Here is a 15,318-nt window from a genome sequence, read left to right as displayed (position 1 = left end):
TTAATTTTATGGCGACAAAGATACACTAAATGACCATTCTAGCTGCAATGGGCAGCAAAAGAAAAGCCCATAACAGGATTTCTGTGATAGGTCGCTGCTGATTGCGTTCTGTGAGACTAGCCAAAGCTACTGCTAACGGAAAAACTAAGAACACTACTGAATTGTTGGTGGCCGGCTGTACACCTAAAGCAATGATCCAAGCAACTGCTGCAGCCAGAACGATAAACAAGGGTCTCTTTTTGCGGATAAGCATTATCTTTCGATAACCAAGCCAATAAACTGGAATCATAATAACTGTCAAAATCAGCAAATAAACCGTAGGCCAGGCAGTTTGCATATTCCTCCACTCCGAAAGGTCAAAACGCCAATCTTGTAATTGGAAATACTGCGGAAATTGATCGTTCACCAACAAGAAGCCTGCTAAATAGATCATCCCAACGGTCAAAAGAGCGAAAAAAGGAACCAACCAATTGCGGTAATCTGAAGCGTCAAAGAGCAAAACACTTAAAAATACCAAAAGCAAGTTGCCTCCTGCCCCATACCAGGCCAATGAAGCAATGGCTATCCAAAAGGCGGCATCGAAGAGCTTTTTCTTGACCGATTTTTGACTTTGCAGGCTGATCAAGCGTCGAATTGCCATTAAAACAAGCACATATGCGATCACTCCCGTGAGTTCGAGCTTCGATATAGCCAGCATGGATAATAAACATACGTAGCCAAGAACTACAAAGGAATTCTTCTTAGATAATTCGTTCTTTCTGACGATAAAATCGACAAGTAAAACACTGAATATCAGCAATCCGGACATTCCCAAGAATTCCAAAATAGCCCAGACGTCATAACCCCGATTACAGGTATAGAACCAATCCAAGGTAAAAATCAGCAGTAAATACAGTGAAACCCACAGAAAATTTAACGGTTTAGAAGTTGCGAAAATCCTTGTGAGCATCTAGAGAATTTGTAATTTTGTCAAGTAAATATAAAAATATGAGTTGGAGAGGTTTTTTTGAAGGAATTCAATCATTTTTTGAAAACGTAGCGTTTGCACCGTACGAATGGTTGCGCGCTTTAGAGCTTGAAAACTGGTGGTTAGCCAATACAGTTACTTGGCTATTCATTTTGGTAGGATTTGTTGCTTTCTTCTACTGGATGAAGCAATTGCAGATCTTCAATCAGAACAACGAAGAAGACCGCAGCCAGGTTTCTCACTCATTCTTAGGATAAGTCAAAACCGATATCGGTTCTATAATACATCGTATCAAACTGTAGCTTAGCTGCATTTTGGTACGATTTTTTTAGTGCCTGTTTGTAATCATCTGCCAAGGCTGTTACTGCGATAACACGGCCTCCATTGGTCACCACTTGCCCGTCTTTTTCTGCTGTCCCTGCGTGAAACACTATCGCATCTTCTACCGACTCTATACCTGTAATGGTCTTTCCTTTTTCATAGGCTTCCGGATATCCTCCTGAAACCAACATCACTGTAGTAGCTGCCTGCGGATTCACTTCAAAAGCAGTAGTGCCTAAAGTTTGTTTATCTGTCGCTACTAGTAAGTCCACCAGATCCGATTGAATTCTTGGAATAACCACTTCGGTCTCCGGATCGCCCATGCGTACATTGTATTCAATCACTTTTGGGGAATCGCCAACTTTGATCAATCCTAAGAAAATAAAACCACGATAGGTCAAACCTTCTTCCTTTAGGCCATTAACGGTTGGAATCACCACCTGCTGCTCTACCTTCTTAAGAAAAGCATCGTCTGCAAATGGTACAGGAGACACGGCTCCCATCCCTCCAGTATTCAGGCCGGTGTCGCCTTCGCCTATACGCTTATAGTCTTTGGCGTTGGGTAAGATCTTGTAGTCTTTTCCATCGGTCAGGACAAAAACACTAAGCTCAATTCCATCTAAGAACTCTTCGATGACCACAGTACTGCTAGCCGCACCAAATTTTTGATTGGCCAACATATTTTCCAATTCTCGCTTGGCTTCGTCTAAGTCTTCTAAAATCAAAACACCCTTTCCGGCGGCCAATCCGTCTGCCTTCAGCACATAAGGTGCATTTAGGGTCTCTAAGAACTGCTTTCCGGCTTCCAGGGTATCTGCGTTAAAACTCTTATAGGCAGCCGTTGGTATGTTGTGACGTGCCATAAATCGTTTCGCGTAGTCCTTACTGCCTTCTAATTGTGCAGCTTCTTGAGACGGCCCTACGACGGCTACCTCTTTTAACTGCTCATCGGCTTTGAAAAAATCGTAAATCCCATCTACCAAAGGTGCTTCTGGGCCCACAACCACTAAGCCAATGCCTTCTTTTAAAACCAAGGCTTTGATACCTTCAAAGTCGCTGACACCTAAAGCTACATTGGTTGCAATTGTCGCGGTTCCGGCATTTCCGGGTGCCACAAACAAGTGTTCGCATTTTGGACTTTGGACTATCTTGTGGGCTAAGGCGTGTTCTCTACCTCCGGATCCGATGATAAGGATGTTCATTTTTGCTGATTTTGACCGAGGGACAAAAATAATTGTTTGTAAATTGACCTACTAATTTTTCGATTTGAATTTGTTCGATTTTACACTAAAAATCAAAGGTTTTCCGCTAGAGAAAGCTCGTAAAAGCTTGCAGCAAATTCAATCGATCCCAATTGACGTAAAAGCAGATTACCAAGCCCAAAAGTGTTTGGAGATCGCAAATTATCACCTGGCAAACACTCCGTTTTACAAGGCGTTAGTTGGTAAGGATTCCGTAGTGGATTTTAGCAATTTACCCTTGCTCACAAAGTCAGATCTGCAACAGCCTTTAGCAGATCGTCTCAGCAGTCAATACAAGACCAAGAATGTTTACATAAACAAAACGTCTGGATCTAGCGGGCATCCGTTCATTTTTGCGAAAGACAAATTTTGCCACGCCCTGACTTGGGCCTATATCATAGATCGTTTTGGTTTATACCAGCTCGATTTCAACCGTTCGTATCAGGCCCGATTCTATGGCATTCCGCTTAAATTTCCGGGTTATCACAAAGAGCGGCTCAAAGATCTGCTCAGCAAGCGCTATCGCTTTCCGATATTCGACCTCCAAGAGAAGGAGTTGGATAAGATCCTAAAACACTTTAAAAACAAGCGCTTCGAGTATATCAATGGGTATACCAGCTCAATAGTGCTTTTTGCAAAATACCTTAAAGCCAAAGACATAGTGCTCACCTCGGTTTGTCCGAGTCTACGGCTTTGTATGGTTACCTCAGAAATGCTTTTCAAATCTGACAAAGCCTTAATGGAAAAGCAGTTTGGGGTTCCTGTAGTCAACGAATATGGTGCCTCAGAATTAGACCTTATTGCCTTTACTACTCCCGATGGCAATTTTGGTTTAAACACGGACACCCTGTATGTAGAAGTGGTGGACGATAACGACAAAGCTGTTCCTATGGGAATTCCCGGTCGGCTAATAATTACTTCGCTTTACAACAAGGCACACCCCTTTATTCGTTATGATATTGGTGATCTGGGCGTGATTGCTGCCGATGATAACGGGCAACCTTATCTCAAAGAGCTTATTGGTCGCACTAATGATATTGCGCACTTACCAAGCGGGAAAACGGTCCCAGGGCTCACCTTCTATTATGTAACCAAGAGCGTTATTGAAGATTCTGGCAAGGTCAAGGAATTTGTGGTAGTGCAACAAGACCTCAACCGCTTTAAAATACGATATGTAAGCCCCCAGCCACTATCCGAAGCAGAAAAGAAAACCATGGAAAAGGCGCTAGAAACCTATTTAGAGCCCGGCCTGATCTTAGAATTTGAACACTGCCAGACCATAGTCCGATCGGCTCGAGGGAAACTAAAACAATTCAGCAGCGAATACAATGGCTAAACACATCTGTATAGTAAGTAATTATTATCCTCCAGAAATGGGGGCTGCAGCTAATCGTATCCAGATATTAGCCGAATCGCTACAGGCCAAAGGGATGCAGGTTACCGTGCTTTGTCCGCTGCCCAATTACCCTTTTGGAGAACTGTTTGAGGGCTACCCTAAAACTGGGCCCTACACCGAGCAAATAAACGGTATCCAGACCATTCGATTGAGCACTTTCGCAACCAAATCAACCAAGCCTTGGTTACGCTTTAAGGCCATGGGTGCCTTTGCAAAAAGTGTGAGCAAGCAATTGCGGCAGCAGCATCCCTACGATACAGTGATCATACAGTGTTCGCCTTTGCTTGTGGGTTATCACAGTCTTAGAACTGCGAAAAAGTTAGGGTTAAAAGCAGTGATAAATATCTCTGACATTTGGCCGCTTGCAGCAGTGGAGCTCGGAGCCATGCGCAAGGGACTCATTTACGCTTGGATGCGTAAGATGGAAAAATTCATTTACCGCCATGCAGACGCCATACTGGGCCAATCCGAAGAAATACTTACCCATGTGCAAAAAGAGGGCGCTACAGCACCGCTCTTGCTTTACAGAAACTATCCGAGGGCGAATACAGCTTCTTTGTGTAAAACGCCCGGAAAAGATGTGAAAGTGGTCTATGCAGGCTTGCTAGGTGCCGCTCAAGGGATCTTAGAATTGTGCAAACAGATCGAATTACCTGCTAATTGGGAATTCCATATTTACGGACAGGGGAACGAACAAGAAGCTATAGTATCTTACCTGAACGCCAACTCAAAATCTATCATTTATACGGGTTCGCTAACCAAAGAAGAGCTGCACGGCAAGCTTTCTGATTATCACCTGGCCCTGGCACCGCTTAAAACACGTATTTATGGCTCTGTACCGTCTAAATTGTTCGAACTGCCTCATTTTGGCTTGCCGGTCCTCTATCTAGGTGCTGGAGAAGGAGCGCAGGTGGTACAACAATACAAGCTCGGTTGGAGTGTTCCTGGTTCCGATTGGAATGCGATGAACGCGCTAATTCTGGAATTAGACGGCGACAAAAGTCAATGGCCTAAACCAGAGGAATTACAGCAAACTGCACGTGAAAATTTTGTTCCAGAGCCACAAATGGAACGATTGGTAGCCCTTTTAGATCAGTAGGCTTTTTCGTCTCCGCGGATGGCATTGTAGACCGTTTGTACGATGATCTTAAGGTCTAAAAGCATGGACCAATTCTCCAAGTAGAAAATGTCGAATTTTACCCGATTGATGATGTCTTCGTCTGTCTCAACTTCTCCGCGGTAACCAGTTACCTGAGCTAAACCTGTGATTCCTGGTTTAATGAAATGGCGTACCATGAATTTATCGATACGCTCAGCATACATATGGGTATGACTAACCATATGTGGTCTAGGGCCAACAACAGACATTTCACCTTTTAACACATTGATGAATTGCGGTAGTTCGTCTATACTGGTTTTTCTAATGATGCGTCCTACACGAGTAATACGCTGATCTCCACGGGTGACCTGGTGCAAATCCGCCATAGGATTTGGACGCATGGAGCGGAACTTATAACAGAAGAATTCTTTGTAATCTAAGCCATTGCGTTTTTGCTTAAAGAAAACAGGGCCTTTGGATTCTAGCTTGATAATAATTGCCAGTAGCGGGGTAAGCCAGCTCAGCAATCCAACAATGATAATTAAGGCCAATATGATGTCAAAGCTACGCTTGATGAACAGATTGAACGGCTCTAAGATTGGGATTCGTCTTAAGGAAAGCACTGGCAAATATCCGTAGTAATTGTACTCCAAGCGTCTGGAATAAATCTCTTTATTATCTGGAACAAACTTTAAGATCTTGAGGTTGTTATCTGCAAAATCGACCAAACTGCCCAACTGGTCGTTGTCTAATTCTGCAATAGAAGAGTAGATCTCATCGATATTGTTGGCCAGAACGAAATCGAAAACCTCTTGCATTTCTAGTTCTTCTCTGGCGCTGAAATCATAGGTCTTAATAAGCTGATAACCGTATTCCGGATTATCGGTAAAGAACTTGCGCAGCTGTTCTGTTTTTTGGTTAAGCCCTAAAATGATCACGTTCCTGTAGTTACCTCCTACTAGTCGGTATCGCTTAAGCAAGTAGTAGATCGCAAGCTTAAAAGCCCCAATCACTCCAAATACCTTGGCGATATAGACCAGTACTTCTACAGGGTCTTGATCCATTTCGTTGTAGATTCCAAAAAAGGCAAATACAAGTAAGGTAAATAGAATGGATTGCAGTCCTATCAAGGATAAGATCTTTACCACTTTGGTAAAGCGGTAGATCTCATAGAAATTTGATTTTACCGAGAGTACTATCCAGGCGAGGGATACAAATATGATATACGAATAGTAGGCAGAATTAACTGAAAAGAATCCCTGTGCCAAGAAATGGATTGTTGCCAGATCTATAGCATACTGTATGGGTCTTATGTAACCGGAATATCGTCCGCGTTTTGCAAATACCATTACTTGCGAATGTGCTTTGAGAAGTCTTTGTGTTCGCTTTTCAGCAATTCTTCCGGACTTAAGTTCTTAAAATATTCATAGGTCTTAGCCATGCCAGTGGCACGATCTATTTTGGGCTCCCATCCCAGTATTTCACGAGCTCTGGAAATGTCTGGCTGTCGTTGTAAGGGATCGTCCTTAGGTAGCGGCTTAAAAACAATTTTTTGCTCGGTACCCGTTAGCTTGATGATCTCTTGGGCAAAGTCAAGAATACTGATCTCATCAGGGTTACCAATATTCACGGGCAAGCTGAAATCGCTGAGTAAAAGGCGATACAGACCTTCGACCTGATCGTTCACATAACAAAACGAACGCGTTTGGTGACCGTCGCCGAAGACTGTGAGGTCTTCTCCGCGCAAGGCCTGACCTATGAATGCGGGAATCACGCGCCCGTCATTGAGTCGCATTCGAGGACCATAGGTGTTGAATATGCGAGCGATTCTAGTTTCTAAGCCGTGAAAGCGGTGGTAGGCCATAGTGATAGATTCCTGAAAGCGCTTGGCCTCGTCGTAAACGCCTCTTGGTCCGATGGTATTTACGTTGCCGTAATATTCTTCTGATTGCGGATGTACTAAGGGATCTCCATACACTTCACTGGTCGAAGCGATGAGGATGCGGGCATTCTTCTCTTTGGCCAATCCCAATAGATTGTGAGTCCCTAAAGATCCAACTTTCAAGGTTTGAATAGGGATCTTAAGATAATCAATCGGACTAGCTGGAGAAGCAAAATGCAGAATGTAATCCAATTGTCCTGGCACATAAACAAAGGTGGTCACATCGTGATGGTAGAACTCAAAACGTTCCTTACCAAAGAGGTGTTCTATGTTCTTGAGGTCGCCGGTTATAAGATTATCCATGGCTACTACTCTATAACCTTCTGCTATAAAGCGGTCGCACAGATGGGAACCTATAAACCCGGCAGCGCCAGTAATTAAAACGCGTTTCGCCATTAACTGATTTCTTTTCGGCCCACCGAAATATAGTGAAATCCTTCAAGAGCCATTTCATTGACATCGTACAAATTGCGTCCGTCAAAGATCACTGCTTGATTGAGATTGGTTTTTAGGGTTTCTAAGTTGGGCGTTCTAAAAATACTCCACTCCGTATTGATCACAAGAGCATCAGCATTTTCTGTAGCCTCATACATGGATCTAGCAAAATTAATGCTGTCGCCTACTTTAGCTTTTACATTCGGCATCGCCTCCGGATCGTAAGCAGTAATTGTTGCGCCCAATTCCAAAAGCGCCTCTATCATATATAAAGATGGAGCTTCTCGAATATCGTCGGTCTCTGGTTTAAAAGCTAAGCCCCAGAAAGCAAAGTGTTTTCCAGCCACTTGATCCTTAAAATAGCGCTTGATCTTAGGTACCATAGACACCTTTTGTGCATTGTTCACGCCGATCACGGCCTCAAGTATCTCAAAGTTGTAGCCAGCGTCTTTACCCGCTTTATGAAGTGCCTTAACATCTTTAGGGAAACAAGAACCACCATAGCCTATACCCGGGAAAAGGAAGCGATTTCCAATACGAGAATCTGATCCCATTCCGGCGCGGACCTTGTCTACATCAGCACCAACTAGCTCACAATAATTTGCCACCTCATTCATAAAAGTGATCTTGGTTGCCAAAAAGGAGTTTGCCGCGTACTTGGTCAACTCTGCTGACTTCTCGTCCATCACAATAATCGGATTACCCGAACGCACAAAAGGAGCATACAAGCGCTTCATTTCTTTTATTGCTGTTTCATCTGTCACACCAACAACAATACGTTCTGGCTTCATGAAATCGTCAACCGCAAAACCTTCTCTTAAGAACTCAGGATTAGAAACAACCGCAAAAGGAATTTCTGTTTGGGCGGCGATTGTTTTCTCAACCAATTCTGCAGTACCTACCGGCACCGTGCTTTTATCAACTATGATCTTATAAGACTTAAGCTGTTTTCCAATATCTTCCGCAACGCGTAAAACATAAGAAAGATCGGCTGAACCGTCTTCGTCTTCAGGAGTAGGCAAAGCTAAAAATACTATATCTGCATAATCAAGACCTTCGCTGAGTTCTGTAGTAAAACGCAAGCGTCCAGCTTTAATGTTTCTGTCAAAGATCACATCCAAATGTGGTTCATAGATAGGAACCTCTCCGTTGCGCATACGATTTACCTTATCCACATCGATATCCACGCAAAAAACATCGTTTCCGGTCTCTGCCAAACAAGTTCCGGTAACCAATCCTACATATCCTGTTCCAACTACAGCTATCTTCATTTAATTATTTATTTTTTTGGGGGGCCTTGAATTTTTCGGTTAAAACTAATACAATAAACTTAAAATTACCTAGCAGATAACGTTTCCACATCCGGCCTGGTTCTTGCAAAAATCTATAGAACCATTCTAGGCCAGATCTTTGCATCCAAAGTGGCGCTCGCTTGGTTATCCCGGCAACAACATCAAAACTACCTCCAACACCCATGATCATATTCACATTAGCCAAAGCTTCGCGGTTCTGGTATAAGAAATTTTCCTTGATCGGAGAAGTAATGGCCACAAATAAGATCTGTGCTCCACTTGCCGCAATATCTTTTGCAATTTGAGCCTCCTCATCTTTAGTAAAATACCCATTTCTATAACCTGCTACCAGACTTTCGCCATACTGTTGCTTATAAATAGCAGCTACCTTACTTACCACTTCTTCTTTGGCTCCAAAGAGATATATCTTGTATTGCTTCTGATGGGCCAGAGCCACTAGATTTGCCATTAGATCTATACCCGCTACTCGCTCTTTTAGCGGTTGGTTCAGGAACTTGGAAGCCCAAATTACCGCCTGTCCATCTGCATTGATAAGATCTGAATTATTCACACTCTCCCGCAGTTCAGGGTCGGATTGCATCTTTACGATCTTACCTGCGTTCACGGCCACATGATGAATCTGTTTCTGAGCACTGATAGCCTCATCCACCAAGGCAATGGTCTGGTCCATATCCAGATCGTGGATCTGCGTATTAAGCATGTGGATTTTTCTGGCAGTCATGCAGTTCTCTTGTGGGCTCGCCGGCAAAAATACGAAAACAGCGGTAGCTGAGCGGTATAAATCAGAAGGAGTTGTAGATAGGGCGCAAGAGCATGGCAAAACCTTAGTTTAACGGCTTGTTTAGCCTTTTAAAGACTACATTACGCCATCGAAGGCTCGGGCGTCCTCATTGAGTCTTTTGGAATTGATTTTATTGACAATACGCAGTATGTTTTTCTTTTCGCGGAGGTAGTCACTGTTCAAATATTTGTGATTTATTTGCCGAGCATGCAGGTTCTGTTGTTCCTGCGGACTCAATTCTGATTTGATCGGCGTTAAGTCGTAAATCTGAAAACGGCACAATTTGATTCGCTCGAAACAGTCCTGATTCTTTAGCAAAAATTCATGTGTTTGACGCAGATCATCTGCATTCTCGTCACGATAACCGATAAACATGGTTGCCCTAAGACTAATCCCAGCAGCTTTAACATCGTTTACAAATTGGTCCAAACGCGCAACGGTTGTACCTTTCTGCATATCGTCTAAAAGACGCTGAGATGCTGTTTCCAACCCAAATGAGATTCGTGTTAAACCTGCTTGTTTTGCCCGAATTAAAGTTTCTCTATCCAGACCATTTCGCTTGCGATTATCAACATGAACCGCACAGAACCAAATAGGATTGTCAACTATTCTGGGTAAACCGTCGATAATACTGTTCCAAACCTCAACATTGCTGTTGAGTTTTAAATCTGTAAATGCAAATATGTATGTTTTGACTTGTTCTGAAAGTGCTTTGAGGTCGGACAGTACTTTTTCTTTGGATTGAGAACGATATGAACGCCCGTTTACAAGGACCACATCGGTACAAAAATTACATTTGCCCCAGCTACAACCTCTACCAGTCATGTATGGAATGATGCGGTTTGGGTATTTGTCCCATGGAAAATCAGAATAATCAGGCACCGGCAATTCATCCATCTTTTTAAAGATGTATTCATTCACTGTATTGTGTTTGTCTTTGCTGTAAACTCCGGGGTATTTGAACACATCCTCTCTCGCAAAAAAATCCTTTAGTAAGTCTCCTAAATACGCGTCGATCTCGCTTCCAACAACATAATTTACACCATCAATCGCCACGAACTGAGCAACATGATTGAGATCGTTAAAAGCCGGGCCACCAATTATGACCGGCACTCCAAGAGACTTCAAATGAGATACAACCCGTTTACAAATAGTGTAATTTTCGGTATAGGTAGAAATAAGCACCAGATCCGTCTCGGCCGGAATGGAATTGATCACCGTTGAAGCTAGTTTGCGCTTTTTTAAAAATCGCTCTTTGATATAAGGCAATTTTTCTGCCTGCTGAATCATACTACGCACAGCTCTAGATTGGCTGAATACAATACGGCTGCGGTAATAATCTATTTTACCTTCTACCTTTTCTCTACTCCTGCTTTTGATACCATTACTAAGCGGGCTGATCACATTTAGTGAAAATCCAGCATCGCGAATATATCGAGCCACCAAACCCATAGAAATGGTCGGGTAGTAGGAGAAATTATTTAGATCGATTAGAGTGATATGTTTGGCGCCCATAGAGAAAACCTTAGTGATGACTTGAAAAATAAACCCACACAATGGTAGCTATCCATACTAAGTTAGAAAAATTCTATCAATCAAGTCGCTGACTAATAAGGGCTTCTCTTAAAATGACCAAATAAATCGGGATACTGGTATAGGTGAAAAAATTTCCAGAGAGCAATACAGCAAAGGCAAAAAGAAGCAGGAAAAATAAAGTGCTGCGATTTACTCTAAAGGTAAAATAAGCTCTATAGTAACACCAAAAATACAGCAGCGCACCTACGATTCCCCAAAAGTAAAGTACATCAAATAGGTCCATTTGAGAGCGAAGACTAAAATCTGAGGTGCCGCCAAAGAGGTAGTTTAGAAAGCTCCAATTCTCTTGAATGTAGGGAAACGTCTGATTCAACAATAGCTGATCTCGGTACGAGAGTGCCGCGGTCATAAGGCCCTCTTGCTCTTGAATTTCGCGAAATATTGGAACCTTGTAGAAAAGAAAATAAACGCCAACGACCAAAGCCGAGATCCCAACGAGGGTAAGTGGTCTCTTATAACGAAATCTTCCGTTTACAAATACCAATAAGGAGAACAGCAAGACTCCCAAATACAGTGTTTTAGTCCCCACTATTAGGCAACTGCAGACTATAACCCAAAAAAGAAGCTTTTTGTAAAAAGAGTCTGGATTTTTAAAATAGAAGTAACCTAGCGCACAAAGGTAAACGTAGGTGCTGGTTGCAGAAGTGACCAAAAGACCATTAAAGCCAAAGCGATCTCCCAGATAGGTTTTCAGTACATATGTTTGCGTAAACAAACCCAATAGAAGAAGCACAAAATTAACCAGCAAGAACCCTTCAAAGCAACTAAAAAGTAGCGCTCTTCCTCGCGCATTAGGTTTGTAAACATTAAAGCATCCGAACAGAACAAGAGGAAAAAGGAAACGACTAAAAACTACTAGATTCTCTTTACTGAATTTAGGATCTAAGCTCAACTGTCCAATAACAAAAATCACAGCTAACAGTAGTACTGCGAAAAGTAGTTTTTTGGTCCTTTTAAAATGCAAGAGCAGCAATGACCCAAGTCCTATAAACGCAATCCCTTTTATAATTTGTTGGAGGTTTGTGGTCTCCGCTGCATACCGTTGGAACTTGGCGTAAAACTCTATTGCCAAAAACACCAGGAGTAAAATCGGAGCCAAATAGGTCTCAAGGCCTTTGGTTAATCTGGTATTAAATGTACTAGGACCCTCCATCATTAGAGCAGTTGGTATTGAACCGGATCAGTTCTGGATATAAACCCTTTTAATTGCTTTAAGGAATAGGGCGTAAAGGCTTTTGGATGACCAATTATCACAAAGTTTGTAGCATGATCAGCGTGTTTTGCATAGCGATTAAACGCCTCTCGCAAATAGCTGGCTTTATATCCATCCATACTAACAACAGAGCGAGAATATCTAGTAAGCAGGCGCAATACATCCGATTTTTCTTTCGTGATCGCTTGCCCATCTCCATAAGCCTCATGACTTTTTCCCCCGAATAACTTTACCCAAACGAATCGCCAGAAAAACAAAGGTGAAACCCTATGGGCGCTAATGGGTATCTCTTCAAACACCCCTTCTTTCTCGGGTTGATTCGGATCTTCAGTAAAGCGGTAGTACGTTGTAAAGTCTTGGATCGACCTAAAATCGTAGAACTGATCGTCTGAATTGTAATAGCCTCCGGGAAATGCAGTGCTGTCGCGTTGTATATTATTGGCCAATAGCGCTTTCCCAATAGCTTCAAAGGGTTGGGCACTCCAACCACCCGCCCTGTAAGAACTGCAAGCTACACCGCTAATACCCCTCAATACCTCGTGATAACGTGTCACAAGCTCCATAACCTCGGCTTCTGAAAAATCAGCAAGCCTATATCTGGAAGTGTCGATGTGCCAGCTACTGTCTTTAAAAAAGGAATCTTCCCAATGTGGGTGTATGTGTAATTGGATGGCGTGACCCGCTTGTGCCAGTTCTCGAATCTGTCCGGCAATGAGATCATAATCTGACTGCAATTGTGGAACGTCATCTTTTTGACGCTGTAAAGCCATTAAATACCCCGCATCGACATAGAAAGTTGCTTTAATCGACAAAGGGTCTAGAATTGCTAGCAATTGTCTTGTAGGCTCGATAACGCATTGGGATACTGTTCCGGTTTGTTTTCCGAAAAATAGTTCGTAGTCGAGCGTAATGTAAATGTTCACTAGATGCGATATTTAAAGATTAATTGCAGGGGTAAATTAAGCAAATAATACAGGATCTGCATAGCTCTAGGCTGAACCTGTTTCCAGGCGAAATCTGGTTTTAGCTCAATCTGTTTCGCAGACACCAAGCGATTACCTGCAATAATATGAGGCATTTGAAAGGGTTCTTTTTCTTTGAGCTTACTATTTACCGCGCTCAAATCGTGATCTAAAAATGTTTTGAGATCGGACAAGCTTCTCTCTGGCGATGCCACCAGCGATTCATAACGCAAACGCATTACCTTTTCTTTCCCCAAAGTCCACTGTGCGAGTAATCCAAAAAAATTGATAAGCTTATAATAGATCATTGCAGACAATGGCGATTTCTGCGTCTGAACCTTTTTACCAAATGAAAAGATTACCCCTCTAACATCGCGTACTACATAAACTACTTTAACCTCAGTTTCTTTGAGTCGGGCCAATTGCAAGCCGCGGGAGATATACTTGGCAGAATCTAAAAGTGCTTCATTGGGATGCGCTGCCACGACGTGTTCAAATAGTTGTTTCTGAAAGTCTTGGTATACCCTATTAGAGCCAAACAGCGACTTTATGATATGTCCGTGGCCTTCTACGCGGTCTCGAAGTTGATTCATCTCGATTAGTTCTTGACAGCTGTAGTTCTGCTCCAAACGCTTAATCACTTTAGACCAGAACTCGCACTGGTCCAGATCAGCTCCGCAGCTACAAGGCTTCTTGTCGAGATAATAATCTAAAAATTGATGCATCTCTCCCAAGGTGGTAATGCCTTCAGCATTGCCAAGTAAGGTGGCTAGCAAAGTTGTTCCGCTACGGCCTGCGCCCATCAGGTAGATTATCTTCACGCCTGGAGATTAATTGGTTCAACAAAATAAAGGCTAGCAAGATACTCATGTATTTCACACCAAGCGAGCGTTCCAGCATACTTTCGGTGATCATAGCCAGTAAAAATCCGCCCCACAAAAACAGATCAACACGCTTGGAAGACCTTAAAAGCATACGCGTAACCAGGAGTATTGCCAGAATAAAACAGAGCGCACCATATAAGCCAAAAGTGCTTAAAAATTCCATGTATTGATTGTGGGCGTTATAATTGTTTCTAAAGGCAACCTCTTCACCCATTTGCTTATAAGCCTGCATACGTAGCTCGTTATCTTCTCCTGGGCCTGGGCCAAATAAAGGTGCTTGTTTGAACACCTCATAAGAAGCCTCTAATCGTTCAAATCTGGTGTTCTCACGCTCTTTAGCCTCCTGAGAAAATACATAAAAGAACTTGTCTTGTAAATACTTTGAAGGATGAAAAATCACAAGACCTACCACAATAAGTAGAACTGCAGCGGCACCGAGTTGTAACCAGCGTAAGTTGCTTTTTACTATATAGATCAGCCATAAAATTCCGGCAACAATTAAGGCATTTCTGGCCACTAATTGGAACAGCAGTACTGTGAATAAGAGCCCAATTAATAATCGCCATTTTGCTCTTATAAAATCTGTGAAAAAGACATGGCCTATGATCCAGCAGATCAGTAAACCGAGATATGCAGGGTGTCCATCTTCTAAAGGTGTGGTGAAATTAAAATTCATATAGCGCCAACGCAGCAGATAGCTCAATGGTTGTTTTTCGGCAATCATCGTCTTTATAACCGGATAATAACAGACAATTGCCAAAAGCGTAATTCCGCCAACTAAGCCCCAAAAGAACCAGCATCGTAATTTATGTACTTGCTTATGCCCGCTCAGTAGTAAAAACGCCAGTGGCATGATCAGTAAGGGAACCGATCTGAGCAATTCCTTGGTAGCGTTGTCCCATTGTCCGTAGAAAAGTCCCGTTATGCGCGGTAACACTATCAAAAAGGCCACCAACAATAAAGAGCCGAGCTGTTTTTTTTGCACAGGAGCAGCTCCAAAAAAGTATTGCAATAATCCGCAGGCAAGAACTAGTACCATAGCAATTGTACTGAACTGATCTTGGAAAGGCAGTGTGATTCCCAAGAGCAACATTGAACCGGCCGTTAAGCGCTCAAAAAAGGGTTTATTATCAATTGTAAATGCCAAAAGTTCGGGTATTGTGTATTT

At 42.6% G+C, this 15,318-nt stretch carries 14 protein-coding genes; 3 read left to right on the top strand and 11 right to left on the bottom strand.

What is annotated here, in order from left to right; translation table 11 throughout:
* Window positions 1-25: 25 nt before the first annotated feature.
* Window positions 26-949, bottom strand: coding sequence for a hypothetical protein (locus tag AC0J2F_RS07960; protein WP_473007190.1), 924 nt, complete (start codon window positions 947-949; stop codon window positions 26-28).
* Between the two features lie 38 nt (window positions 950-987).
* Between AC0J2F_RS07960 and AC0J2F_RS07955 the strand changes: the two genes are divergently transcribed.
* Entirely contained in the window at window positions 988-1,224 is a 237-nt protein-coding gene (locus tag AC0J2F_RS07955) for a DUF6341 family protein (RefSeq protein ID WP_087523806.1), read from the top strand.
* Here AC0J2F_RS07955 and purD read toward each other — a convergent pair.
* Window positions 1,216-2,490, bottom strand: coding sequence for a phosphoribosylamine--glycine ligase (gene purD / locus AC0J2F_RS07950; protein WP_473007189.1), 1,275 nt, complete (start codon window positions 2,488-2,490; stop codon window positions 1,216-1,218). The two genes, AC0J2F_RS07955 and purD, sit on opposite strands and share 9 nt — an antisense overlap.
* Before the next feature lie 64 nt (window positions 2,491-2,554).
* On the opposite strand from purD, the gene AC0J2F_RS07945 reads away from it, so the two are divergent.
* Both AC0J2F_RS07945 and AC0J2F_RS07940 read left to right on the top strand, forming a co-directional pair.
* Window positions 2,555-3,865, top strand: coding sequence for a phenylacetate--CoA ligase family protein (locus tag AC0J2F_RS07945; protein ID WP_473007188.1), 1,311 nt, complete (start codon window positions 2,555-2,557; stop codon window positions 3,863-3,865).
* A complete protein-coding gene (locus AC0J2F_RS07940) occupies window positions 3,858-5,024 on the top strand; it encodes a glycosyltransferase family 4 protein (protein WP_473007187.1) in 1,167 nt (388 codons plus the stop codon). The genes AC0J2F_RS07945 and AC0J2F_RS07940 overlap by 8 nt, the downstream gene beginning before the upstream one ends.
* Here AC0J2F_RS07940 and AC0J2F_RS07935 read toward each other — a convergent pair.
* The 9 genes from AC0J2F_RS07935 to AC0J2F_RS07895 all read right to left on the bottom strand — a co-directional run bounded on the left by AC0J2F_RS07935 (window position 5,018) and on the right by AC0J2F_RS07895 (window position 15,297).
* The gene (locus tag AC0J2F_RS07935; protein WP_473007186.1) at window positions 5,018-6,373 is read right to left on the bottom strand and encodes an undecaprenyl-phosphate glucose phosphotransferase; all 1,356 of its coding nucleotides are present in this window, start codon (window positions 6,371-6,373) and stop codon (window positions 5,018-5,020) included. The genes AC0J2F_RS07940 and AC0J2F_RS07935 overlap by 7 nt on opposite strands.
* Entirely contained in the window at window positions 6,373-7,362 is a 990-nt protein-coding gene (locus AC0J2F_RS07930) for a UDP-glucuronic acid decarboxylase family protein (protein WP_473007185.1), read from the bottom strand. The genes AC0J2F_RS07935 and AC0J2F_RS07930 overlap by 1 nt, the downstream gene beginning before the upstream one ends.
* Window positions 7,362-8,672: a UDP-glucose dehydrogenase family protein gene (locus tag AC0J2F_RS07925; protein ID WP_473007184.1), complete on the bottom strand. Its 1,311-nt coding sequence runs from the start codon at window positions 8,670-8,672 to the stop codon at window positions 7,362-7,364. The genes AC0J2F_RS07930 and AC0J2F_RS07925 overlap by 1 nt, the downstream gene beginning before the upstream one ends.
* Before the next feature lie 4 nt (window positions 8,673-8,676).
* Window positions 8,677-9,435, bottom strand: coding sequence for a WecB/TagA/CpsF family glycosyltransferase (locus AC0J2F_RS07920; RefSeq protein WP_473007183.1), 759 nt, complete (start codon window positions 9,433-9,435; stop codon window positions 8,677-8,679).
* A gap of 135 nt (window positions 9,436-9,570) precedes the next feature.
* On the bottom strand, window positions 9,571-11,010 hold the full coding sequence (locus AC0J2F_RS07915) for a B12-binding domain-containing radical SAM protein (RefSeq protein WP_473007182.1): 1,440 nt from the start codon (window positions 11,008-11,010) through the stop codon (window positions 9,571-9,573).
* A 76-nt stretch (window positions 11,011-11,086) separates the two neighbouring features.
* A complete protein-coding gene (locus tag AC0J2F_RS07910; RefSeq protein WP_473007181.1) occupies window positions 11,087-12,247 on the bottom strand; it encodes a hypothetical protein in 1,161 nt (386 codons plus the stop codon).
* A complete protein-coding gene (locus tag AC0J2F_RS07905) occupies window positions 12,247-13,227 on the bottom strand; it encodes a polysaccharide deacetylase family protein (protein ID WP_473007180.1) in 981 nt (326 codons plus the stop codon). Before AC0J2F_RS07905 ends, AC0J2F_RS07910 begins: the two co-directional genes overlap by 1 nt.
* A complete protein-coding gene (locus tag AC0J2F_RS07900) occupies window positions 13,227-14,087 on the bottom strand; it encodes a sulfotransferase (protein WP_473007179.1) in 861 nt (286 codons plus the stop codon). Before AC0J2F_RS07900 ends, AC0J2F_RS07905 begins: the two co-directional genes overlap by 1 nt.
* Window positions 14,053-15,297, bottom strand: coding sequence for an O-antigen ligase family protein (locus AC0J2F_RS07895; protein ID WP_473007178.1), 1,245 nt, complete (start codon window positions 15,295-15,297; stop codon window positions 14,053-14,055). Before AC0J2F_RS07895 ends, AC0J2F_RS07900 begins: the two co-directional genes overlap by 35 nt.
* Window positions 15,298-15,318: the final 21 nt, after the last annotated feature.

The sequence above is a fragment of the Gilvibacter sp. CC01 genome (genome assembly GCF_055755295.1).
Note: the sequence above shows the minus strand (reverse complement) of the source record. Positions and strands in the feature narration are given on the sequence as shown.

What these genes read in the sequence shown, in the direction of transcription:
- AC0J2F_RS07930 (WP_473007185.1), bottom strand. Translation starts at nt 7,362, where the DNA reads ATGGCGAAACGCGTTTTAATTACTGGCGCTGCCGGGTTTATAGGTTCC.
- AC0J2F_RS07955 (WP_087523806.1), top strand. Translation starts at nt 988, where the DNA reads ATGAGTTGGAGAGGTTTTTTTGAAGGAATTCAATCATTTTTTGAAAAC.
- AC0J2F_RS07910 (WP_473007181.1), bottom strand. Translation starts at nt 12,247, where the DNA reads ATGATGGAGGGTCCTAGTACATTTAATACCAGATTAACCAAAGGCCTT.
- AC0J2F_RS07920 (WP_473007183.1), bottom strand. Translation starts at nt 9,435, where the DNA reads ATGACTGCCAGAAAAATCCACATGCTTAATACGCAGATCCACGATCTG.
- AC0J2F_RS07935 (WP_473007186.1), bottom strand. Translation starts at nt 6,373, where the DNA reads ATGGTATTTGCAAAACGCGGACGATATTCCGGTTACATAAGACCCATA.
- purD (WP_473007189.1), bottom strand. Translation starts at nt 2,490, where the DNA reads ATGAACATCCTTATCATCGGATCCGGAGGTAGAGAACACGCCTTAGCC.
- AC0J2F_RS07960 (WP_473007190.1), bottom strand. Translation starts at nt 949, where the DNA reads ATGCTCACAAGGATTTTCGCAACTTCTAAACCGTTAAATTTTCTGTGG.
- AC0J2F_RS07940 (WP_473007187.1), top strand. Translation starts at nt 3,858, where the DNA reads ATGGCTAAACACATCTGTATAGTAAGTAATTATTATCCTCCAGAAATG.
- AC0J2F_RS07925 (WP_473007184.1), bottom strand. Translation starts at nt 8,672, where the DNA reads ATGAAGATAGCTGTAGTTGGAACAGGATATGTAGGATTGGTTACCGGA.
- AC0J2F_RS07915 (WP_473007182.1), bottom strand. Translation starts at nt 11,010, where the DNA reads ATGGGCGCCAAACATATCACTCTAATCGATCTAAATAATTTCTCCTAC.